This is a genomic window from Desulforegula conservatrix Mb1Pa, from assembly GCF_000426225.1.
In the GTDB taxonomy this organism is placed as follows: domain Bacteria; phylum Desulfobacterota; class Desulfobacteria; order Desulfobacterales; family Desulforegulaceae; genus Desulforegula; species Desulforegula conservatrix.
The window spans coordinates 1-8,757 of record NZ_KE384508.1; the positions used below are offsets into that span (position 1 = coordinate 1).

The window sequence follows — 8,757 nt, forward strand, 5'->3', positions numbered from 1 at the left end:
CTGGTTTCCAGCACGAACCCCATGTTACTGGAGGTGGTAAAGCAGCTGTAGAGCATCCATCCTTCAAATGGGTCAATATAATACTTGGTAACTTAAAAAATGCGCTCAAAGGTACTTATCATGCAATTAATCGCAAGCATGTTCCGCGGTACCTGGCAGAATTTCAGTACAGATTCAATCGCCGATATGATCTGCCGTCCATGATTCACAGACTGATTTATGTTGCTCTTAGGACTCCACCCATGCCATCAACCATGCTTTCTATGGCTGAAGCAGAGTGGTAATCAGAATAATTTATGACTGTAACCAATTTATATAGTTCAGATGCTCTGAACAAAGGCCTTGAACGCTATCTGAAACCAGAGGCTCAAAAAAAACTCGGCGCCGCCATAATTGGCATTGCAGGAGCAGGTGGCCTTGGTTCCAATGTTGCCGCCCATCTTGTCAGAAGCGGGGTCAAGAATTTTGTGATTGCTGATTTTGACCGAGTTGAGGCGTCCAATCTTAACCGTCAGTTTTTCTTCCCTGATCAGATCGGGAAATTCAAGGTCGATGCTTTGGCGGAAAACCTTTTGCGCATAGCTCCTGATATTAATCTGAAACTTTATCCTGAAAGATTGACATATGGGAATACCAGACAGATTTTTGAAGACTGCTCTGCCATTATTGAGGCATTTGATGATCCAAAATCAAAAAAAATGCTGGTTGAAAGTTTCATGAATACTGATCGGTTTCTTGTTGTGGCATCAGGCATAGGTGGATACGGATCTCCTGACACAATAAAAGCAAGAAAGATCAAAGAAAACTTTTATATCGTCGGAGATGGACAAACTGCTTCAGACAAAACTATTCCGCCGATGTCTCCAAGGGTGGGACTGGCTGCCGCAATTCAGGCGGATCTTATTCTTATGTATTTTATTGGGACATTAACCGGCAAGGAAGCCAATAAAGAATGCAATCATGATAAATAAAAAAATATACAGGATAATAGACGCAAACCTGAACAGAACAGCAGAAGGGTTGAGGGTAATCGAAGATCTCATGAGATTTGCCTTTAATCGCCCTGACCTGTCCGCAGCACTAAGAAATCTCAGGCACAGCATAAGAAAAGCATCTTCATCAATGTTCGATTACGGAATCCTTTCAAGGGACTCCCAGAATGATCCTGGCCTTGCAGTTTCCCAAGCTTCAAAAAACGATGATAAAGCCAGTATCAGGGATCTTATTATAGGAAATTTCAAAAGGGTTCAGGAAGGTCTTCGCTGCCTGGAAGAAAATTCCAAGGTTGTGGGACATTATACGGTTTCAAAGGTATTTGAATCAGGCAGATATGAGTCATATACCCTGGAAAAAGCCATAATGGAGCTGCTTATTTCTGAAAACCGAAGATCAATCCTTGATACCGATATCTACTGCATTACGGCACATGATCATTCGAATGGAAGATCCAATATTGATGTGGTTGAAAAAATGCTCAGAGCGAACATCAAGCTTGTTCAGTACAGGGAAAAAGACAAGACTCTTCTTCAGAAATACAGGGAATGTAAGGAAATCCGGCATATGACCATGGATTTTGGCGCAAAATTCATTGTAAACGATGATATTGAGCTGGCCGTTATGGTTGAAGCAGACGGAGTCCATATTGGCCAGGACGATTTCCCTGTGCATGAAGTAAGAAAAATTGTCGGAGATTCCATCGCAATCGGCCTTTCCACCCATTCCCCTGAACAGGCTGTAGCTGCTGTGGAAGCAGGTGTGGATTACATAGGCGTTGGGCCGATATACAAGACATACACCAAAAAAGATGTATGCGATCCGGTCGGTTTCGACTATCTGGAATATGTTGTGGCTAATATTAAAATTCCGTTTGTAGCCATAGGCGGCATAAAGTCTCATAATCTTGCTGATGTGGTAAAACGTGGAGCTGGCTGCGTCGCAATGGTAACTGAAATTGTGGGCGCTGATGACATCGGCAAAAAGGTTGAAGAATTAAGAGAAATAATAAATCAAAGCATTACCAAAAATTAGAATTATTGGTGCAAGATCAACACTGACGCACCTGATTTTACAAAAAAAATGAAAAACACCGTCACAAAGGATTGAATATATGAGCTATACCACCCAGATGGATGCGGCCAGAAAAGGGATCGTAACCAAAGAGATCGAAACAGTAGCAAGAAAAGAAAAAATGGACGTTCAGCGTCTCATGGGGCTGATGGCTGAAGGAAAGATCATCATACCCGCCAATAAAAACCATAAAAACCTTGATCCTGAGGGCGTGGGCGAAGGACTTCGCACAAAGATAAACGTCAATCTGGGCATTTCAAAAGATTGTCATGACATTGAAATGGAAATGGACAAGGTCAGACTTGCCCTTGCCATGAAAGCAGAGGCAATCATGGATCTTTCCTGTTTCGGTAAAACCTGGGAATTCAGGAAGCGGCTCATTGAAATCTCCCCTGCCATGATTGGTACTGTACCAATTTATGATGCGGTCGGCTTTTATGATAAGAACATAAAAGACATCACTGTGGATGAATTCTTCAAGGTTGTTGAGCGCCATGTGGAAGACGGAGTTGACTTCCTTACAATTCATGCTGGCCTGAACAGGGCAACAGCTGAAAAAATCAAAAAAAGCGAGCGTATCACAAGCATAGTTTCAAGAGGTGGATCCCTTCTTTATACATGGATGCAGCTGAATGACGCTGAAAATCCTTTTTATGAGCATTACGACCGTCTGCTTGACATATGTGAAAAATACGACGTTACCCTTAGCCTTGGTGACGCATGCAGACCAGGATGCATAAACGACTCGACAGATGCTTGTCAGGTGGAAGAGCTGATTACACTTGGGGAACTGACAAAGCTGGCTTGGAAAAGAAATGTTCAGGTAATGATAGAAGGCCCGGGGCATATGGCAATTGACGAAATTGCTGGCAATATGATGATGGAAAAAAGACTCTGCCACGGCGCTCCATTTTATGTTCTTGGCCCGCTTATCACAGATGTTGCTCCTGGTTACGATCATATAACCAGCGCCATTGGAGGAGCCATAGCTGCTGCAAATGGAGCAGATTTCCTTTGTTATGTAACTCCTGCCGAGCACCTGAGACTTCCTGATCTGGAAGATATGAAGGAAGGAATAATAGCGTCAAGAATTGCCGCCCACGCAGGTGATATTGCAAAAAAAATCCCTGGTGCGCGGGAATGGGACAATAATATGAGCCGCGCCAGAGCAGCCCTTGACTGGAACAAAATGTTTGAACTGGCCATGGATCCAGTAAAGCCCAAAGCTTACAGAGAGTCATCTCTCCCTGAACACGAAGACAGTTGCAGCATGTGCGGAAAAATGTGCGCTGTCAGAAATATGAACCGTATCCGTGAAGGCAAGGATATTCAGCTGAACGATTAGTAATCTGATTTAGAGCCTTCAACGAGTCCTTAAAATCGTAAGGTGCCCAAACCTCGGGGCTTGCGCACCTTAATTAAGACTTATAACCATAAAATTTTTGCGGTGCTTTTTTCAAAAAGCGACCCTCCGAAGGCACTATTAACTGAGAATTAGACAGAGCCACATAAAAAAATATGCTTAAAGAAATCAAACCAGGTATTTTTGTCATTACAACAAAAAGCAGATTTCCTGCTTTAAAGCCACCAGTAAACATTTATCTGTTAGCGGGTGAAAACGCTCTGCTATTTGATGCAGGATACGGTCTGAAGTCTGATGTCAATTATGTTAAGCGGCATATTGATATTGCAGCCTCAAACTTTTTATCAAAAGGCAAACCTTTTAATCTATCATGGATTCTTCCCAGTCATTCTCACGCAGATCATTTTTCAGGTGCAACCGAGCTGAAAAAAATGACTGGATCAAATATACTTCTGACAGATCGAATGGGAAAAGCACTTAAATCAAGGTCAACTTATATTGGCAACTATTATGACATAGATAACAATGCAGGACTTTTAGAAAAATGGGGTTCAAAATTTCTGAATTTGATCTATGAAAAATCCGTGGGTATGAAATTCATTGATAAACCAGATCTGACTGTGGAGCAAGGTTATAAAACATATATAAATGGCAGAACATGGGAGCTTCTCCATACGCCAGGTCATTCAAGCGATCACGTAGGACTTTACTGCGAAAATGAAGGCATACTTCTTGGAGGGGACAATATCCTAAGATCGGTGATCACATGGCTTGGGCCACCCGATTCAGATTTAGCCGAATATGAAAATACTTTATATGAAACTCTGTCTCTTCCTAACCTAAAAATCATTCTTCCCGCACATGGAAGTCCCGTAATAAGACCGAAACAGAGAATAAGGGAAATACTTTTCCACAGAAAAAAAAGGCTTAATGATGTACTTTCAATAATAAAAAAAACAACCTCGCCTGGAGCCACATTAAGGAGCATACAAAACAGGCTTTATCCTGGCAAAGGCATGGTGACACGCTTTAACTCCGAAGGATGGATCAAACTCTCAATTAAGGAACTGATCGATTCCGTAAAAATTAAAGAAAGTCAGAAAGGTAAAAAAACTTTCTATACAACCTGAAATATTCTTTGATTCTTGACTTTTTCTCTTTGGTCTGCGATTTTCTTGCGGATAATCAACTGCTTTCCCAAACATGGTTATTTAAGTAAAACAAAGATTCAAAACTGCTCTCCTTAACTTAAGAAATTAATAAGGATTAAGATCCATGAAGCGTTCCGCTCTTTTTCTGCATGCCATTTTTCTTCTAATTATGCCAGGTCAGGCATTTGCCGCTGATTTGAAAGTCGCTGCCGATGGCTCAGCACAATTCGATACAATTCAGTCTGCAATAGATTCTACCGTAAACGGTGACAGGGTTATAGTTGCAGACGGTGAGTATAAAGGCGATAAAAACAAGGACATCGATTTTCAGGGCAAGGCCATAACTGTAATGTCAGAGCGTGGCCCTGAAAACTGCATAATAGACTGTGAGAAAAGCGGCAGGGCTTTTATTTTCTACCATAATGAAACCGAGACGTCCGTTGTTTCGGGATTTACGATAAAAAACGCAAATACGGCGGATGGCGGAGCAATAAGATGCGGGAAATACAACCCAGGAGATATATATACCCCTCCAAAGGCAACTGAAGAAAAAGGTTCTCCTACTATTTCTAACTGCGTTTTTACAGACAATAATACGGACTACGCAGGAGCTGCAATCATAATTAACACGTCTGATCCTATCATAAAAGACTGCCGCTTTGATAAAAACAAAGCAAAGCACTATGGCGGTGGAATAGCCTTCATGAATACATCCAACCCCAAGATAATTAACTGTAGTTTCACCAACAACTCTGCCTATTCTGGAGGTGCTATCCATGCCGAAGAAAGTAAGGGGGAGCTTGTAGGTCTTTACGTGGCAGACAACTTCACAACAACAAACGGAGTACCTCCTGGCTATGACGGAGGCGGGATATGCATAAGAAAATCTGAAACAAATATTGAAAGATGCACCATTCTTCGCAACAAAAGCTATTGGGGAGCTGGTATTTCGGTAAAAATAAACTCCTCATCAAAAATTGAAAGCTGCCTTATTGCAGAAAATGAAGGCCAGAGAGGCGGCGGAATAGCTGTAAGAAAATCAAATGCAAGTATTTATGGCTGCACAATTACAGGAAACTCTGCCCCAGGTGGTAACAATCCGTTTGAAGGCATAGGCGGAATCTACGATGAAGAAGTCGGGCCTGAAATAGCAAACTCGATCATATGGGGTAACGCCAACGGTCAGATTGGAGCCGATAAGGATGAGACTTATCCCTCAATCAAATACAGCAACGTAGAAGGCGGCTACGTAGGCACAGGCAATATTGATTCAGATCCGTTATTTACTGGTGGGGGAGATTATCATGTTACTCCGGACTCACCTTGTTTAGGAACCGGAAATGCTGAAAATGCCCCTACCTATGACCTTGATAACAAGGTCAGGGCAGAGGACGGTATTTATACAATGGGAGCTTATGAAGAGCCAAAAGTAGGAGGCAAGGATTCTCCGGGCAAGGCGTCATCTTCTTCATCAAGCGGATGCTTTATAAATACGGCAGCAAAATTTTTTGATTTTAATCAGATTAAAAAATCTTTGCTTGCTTTTCCCATCTTCCAATAGAGTTCTCTTACAAAATGAGAAATGCGCATCTTTTTTAGATGCGCATTTCATTCAGAACATAGATCATTATCTTCTAAAAAGACTCCAATTCATCATCTTTAAATACCCTGCTCTGCCTGAAACTGTAAGGATCATCAGGAATTCCTCCTCGTCCAGACACAACAAGACTGCTTATTTTTCCAAGACGCCTTCCAAGACAAGGATCTGAAAGAAGCGATGCAACATCCTCATATCTGTCAGGCAGATTGACCAGACTGGCATTCACGTCGACATCTGGCGAATCAATGTGAAGCAGCAAGCGCTTTGGCACCATAGGATATAGCTGAAAACAAGTGGGAAGTGCCGGGATTTGCTGGGTTTTAGCGGGATTCGATGAAGAATCGAGCTTTGGCACCACTTTTAGATTTTGGGCAAAAATATGCACGCGCTTTGGCACTACTTTCAATTTGAAAAGTAGTGCCTTTTTTATTTGATCAATCAGAAAAATCAGCATCAGATTAAATTGGAAACTGGCGATCACCCCAAATTACCTGACCGATTATGCGGATACTTTTCAGGTTTGCTTCGTAGGGAGGATAATCTTTGCGGTTTTTGCTGATTATCATTACACGGCCTTCTGGCAACAGCTCCAATTCTTTTACCATTATAGTATCTTCAAAGCCCAGAGCAAAGTAACAGCTGCCTTTAGGATGTTTTCTGCCCATATCAATCAGCACAGTCCCACCGTTCAGTATTTCAGGCTCCATCGAGGTACCTGAGACTCTCATCAGTACCAGGTTCTTTGTGCTTGTCGCTATATAATTGATGAAGCGCTTTCTGAATGCGTAATAATCCTTAATATTTTCAGAATACACAGGCTCACCGGTTCCTGCCGAAAGCCGAGCCTCTACCATTGGGACGAAGCAATAATTATCAATGTCGATGGCTGTATTTTCGGCACATGAGACTATATTGGTCTGCTGTGCTTCGCCATTAGTCACCTTTTTCTGTGTGCCAGTACCAAGCAAGAGCCATTCGGGGTTGATATCAAATTCGGTACACATTGCCGCTATTATTTTAGCGTCTGGGCTTACGGTATTGCCTTCATAACGTGACAATGTATTTACATGAATCCCCAATATCTTGGCCAAGGTGGCTTGAGATGTATCCCCTCTTATGTGCCTTATTCGGTCTCCAATTGTTTGCATGACCCCCTCTTTTTAGGTGGGCATCTTTCACAAGAAAAGCCGCCCACTTACAATGTGGCCACACCATAAAAGATGCCCACTCTATCTATTTGATAATATTAACCATATTTTTATGTGGTATAAGTGTCTTTGTGTTGCAAGATGCCCACATTTTTAGGTTGACTACACACATGAAAAGGTGTAATTCTCTTTTATACAAGATAACAAGTAACCGGAAATTACAAGTTACACCATTTTGTGTGCAGTTACAACGTCAGAGAATTGACGCTTTTCGGACAACAAATAAGGAACTTTCGGACAGTGCATCAGATGGAACTGAAATTCAGGGGGCAGAACCTGAACATCTCATATGATCTGAAGCTGGCTATGAACGCGGCGGCCAAGGCTTCCAAATACTCCAGAGAGCAGATCCTGGAACGTATGGAGGAGAGCTGCCGCAGGCACGGCATAAAGACTCAGATAAGTATGTCGTTGCTCGAAAAATGGATTAATCCTCAGGCTGACGAGTACGTAATGCCGCTGAAGCTTTTTCCAGTGTTTTGCAGGGCCGTGGATTGTGACTGTACGGAGTTGTTGTCCATTTTGATAAGGCCTCTCGGATACCGGGCAATTGATCAGCAGCAGGATAAACTCTTGTCCTGGGCTGAAGCATACCAGGAGGCGAAATTGGCTAAAAATAGGCTTAAGAAAATAGAGGGTTCATTATGATCAAGCGGGAAAGCCTACAGATTAAAGCATGGATGGTACTGAACGGAATCAGTCAGGCGGATATAGGCAGGGAGCTTGGGATTCCAAGGCAGAATGTCTGCGATTTTATCAAGGGAAACAGACACAGCCGCAGAATCATGAACTGCCTGATTGAAAAAGGATGCCCACAGGAGTTTCTGGCTATTCCTGATAATAGCCATGTAACTGAAGAGGTTGCGGCATGAAAACGGCTTATTCGCTTAAAGAAATAATTGACGCAACTCAGATTGCACGCTCGACGTTGCAAAGAAGGTGCAGCAAAGAAAACTGGATCTGTGAAGAGCAATCTGTTCAGGGCGGCAAAGTTAAACTTTACAAGGCTTCGAAGCTGCCCACGGATATTAAGGAGGCCATAATCAAATCAGAATCCGACCGCCTTCTTGAATCCCTGGCTCCTGCGCCGATGGCCGAGGAATCAGAGGTTTCTACCGGAGCGGAAATCATCGTTCTTCATGCGCCAAAGGTAAAGCTGCCCTCACCCAGAATGCCATCCATGCATGCTCCTTATAATAAGGAAGGCTCAGAGATTCACAGCCTCAAAGGCTGGCAGAAAGACACAGCGACAGCGCGCTTGACCTTTGTGAAATTTCTCCAGAATCACCCAAAAAGTCAGCGCCAGGGAATTATTGATCTGCTTGTCATGCAGACACAAGGAACGCTTCCGGCTTATCTCTCAGAAAT

The 8,757-nt window shown here is 42.7% G+C and carries 11 protein-coding genes; 9 read left to right on the top strand and 2 right to left on the bottom strand.

Going from position 1 to position 8,757, the window contains the following annotated elements; genetic code table 11:
- From K245_RS25930 to K245_RS0121785, 6 genes are all read left to right on the top strand, one after another.
- Positions 1-284: transposase (locus K245_RS25930; RefSeq protein ID WP_027359741.1), on the top strand; the 284-nt coding region annotated here is incomplete at its 5' end.
- Between the two features lie 12 nt (positions 285-296).
- Entirely contained in the window at positions 297-971 is a 675-nt protein-coding gene (gene thiF / locus K245_RS0121765; protein ID WP_051284544.1) for a sulfur carrier protein ThiS adenylyltransferase ThiF, read from the top strand.
- Positions 961-2,028, top strand: coding sequence for a thiamine phosphate synthase (locus K245_RS0121770; RefSeq protein WP_027360834.1), 1,068 nt, complete (start codon positions 961-963; stop codon positions 2,026-2,028). The genes thiF and K245_RS0121770 overlap by 11 nt, the downstream gene beginning before the upstream one ends.
- A gap of 79 nt (positions 2,029-2,107) precedes the next feature.
- Positions 2,108-3,412 carry a phosphomethylpyrimidine synthase ThiC gene (thiC, locus tag K245_RS0121775; RefSeq protein ID WP_027360835.1) on the top strand — a complete coding sequence of 435 codons (1,305 nt, stop codon included), beginning with the start codon at positions 2,108-2,110 and terminating at the stop codon, positions 3,410-3,412.
- A gap of 173 nt (positions 3,413-3,585) precedes the next feature.
- On the top strand, positions 3,586-4,560 hold the full coding sequence (locus K245_RS0121780) for an MBL fold metallo-hydrolase (protein WP_027360836.1): 975 nt from the start codon (positions 3,586-3,588) through the stop codon (positions 4,558-4,560).
- Between the two features lie 145 nt (positions 4,561-4,705).
- Positions 4,706-6,142 (top strand): right-handed parallel beta-helix repeat-containing protein, encoded by a 1,437-nt coding sequence (locus K245_RS0121785; RefSeq protein ID WP_027360837.1) that lies wholly within the window; start codon positions 4,706-4,708, stop codon positions 6,140-6,142.
- 73 nt (positions 6,143-6,215) lie between these two features.
- Here the strand turns inward: K245_RS0121785 and K245_RS27955 are convergent, their stop codons facing one another.
- The gene (locus tag K245_RS27955; protein WP_156906887.1) at positions 6,216-6,440 is read right to left on the bottom strand and encodes a hypothetical protein; all 225 of its coding nucleotides are present in this window, start codon (positions 6,438-6,440) and stop codon (positions 6,216-6,218) included.
- 199 nt (positions 6,441-6,639) lie between these two features.
- Positions 6,640-7,329, bottom strand: coding sequence for an XRE family transcriptional regulator (locus K245_RS27060; protein WP_051284546.1), 690 nt, complete (start codon positions 7,327-7,329; stop codon positions 6,640-6,642).
- A 309-nt stretch (positions 7,330-7,638) separates the two neighbouring features.
- Here K245_RS27060 and K245_RS0121800 point away from each other — a divergent pair, with 309 nt between their 5' ends.
- The 3 genes from K245_RS0121800 to K245_RS28200 all read left to right on the top strand — a co-directional run.
- A complete protein-coding gene (locus K245_RS0121800; RefSeq protein WP_027360839.1) occupies positions 7,639-8,037 on the top strand; it encodes a hypothetical protein in 399 nt (132 codons plus the stop codon).
- Positions 8,034-8,261, top strand: coding sequence for a helix-turn-helix domain-containing protein (locus K245_RS0121805; RefSeq protein WP_027360840.1), 228 nt, complete (start codon positions 8,034-8,036; stop codon positions 8,259-8,261). Before K245_RS0121800 ends, K245_RS0121805 begins: the two co-directional genes overlap by 4 nt.
- Positions 8,258-8,757: hypothetical protein (locus K245_RS28200; RefSeq protein WP_035278042.1), on the top strand; the 500-nt coding region annotated here is incomplete at its 3' end. The genes K245_RS0121805 and K245_RS28200, both read left to right, overlap by 4 nt.

Coding starts and splice junctions, on each gene's coding strand:
- K245_RS0121780 (WP_027360836.1), top strand. CDS start 3,586: ATGCTTAAAGAAATCAAACCAGGTATTTTTGTCATTACAACAAAAAGC.
- thiF (WP_051284544.1), top strand. CDS start 297: ATGACTGTAACCAATTTATATAGTTCAGATGCTCTGAACAAAGGCCTT.
- thiC (WP_027360835.1), top strand. CDS start 2,108: ATGAGCTATACCACCCAGATGGATGCGGCCAGAAAAGGGATCGTAACC.
- K245_RS27060 (WP_051284546.1), bottom strand. CDS start 7,329: ATGCAAACAATTGGAGACCGAATAAGGCACATAAGAGGGGATACATCT.
- K245_RS0121770 (WP_027360834.1), top strand. CDS start 961: ATGATAAATAAAAAAATATACAGGATAATAGACGCAAACCTGAACAGA.
- K245_RS0121785 (WP_027360837.1), top strand. CDS start 4,706: ATGAAGCGTTCCGCTCTTTTTCTGCATGCCATTTTTCTTCTAATTATG.
- K245_RS0121805 (WP_027360840.1), top strand. CDS start 8,034: ATGATCAAGCGGGAAAGCCTACAGATTAAAGCATGGATGGTACTGAAC.
- K245_RS0121800 (WP_027360839.1), top strand. CDS start 7,639: ATGGAACTGAAATTCAGGGGGCAGAACCTGAACATCTCATATGATCTG.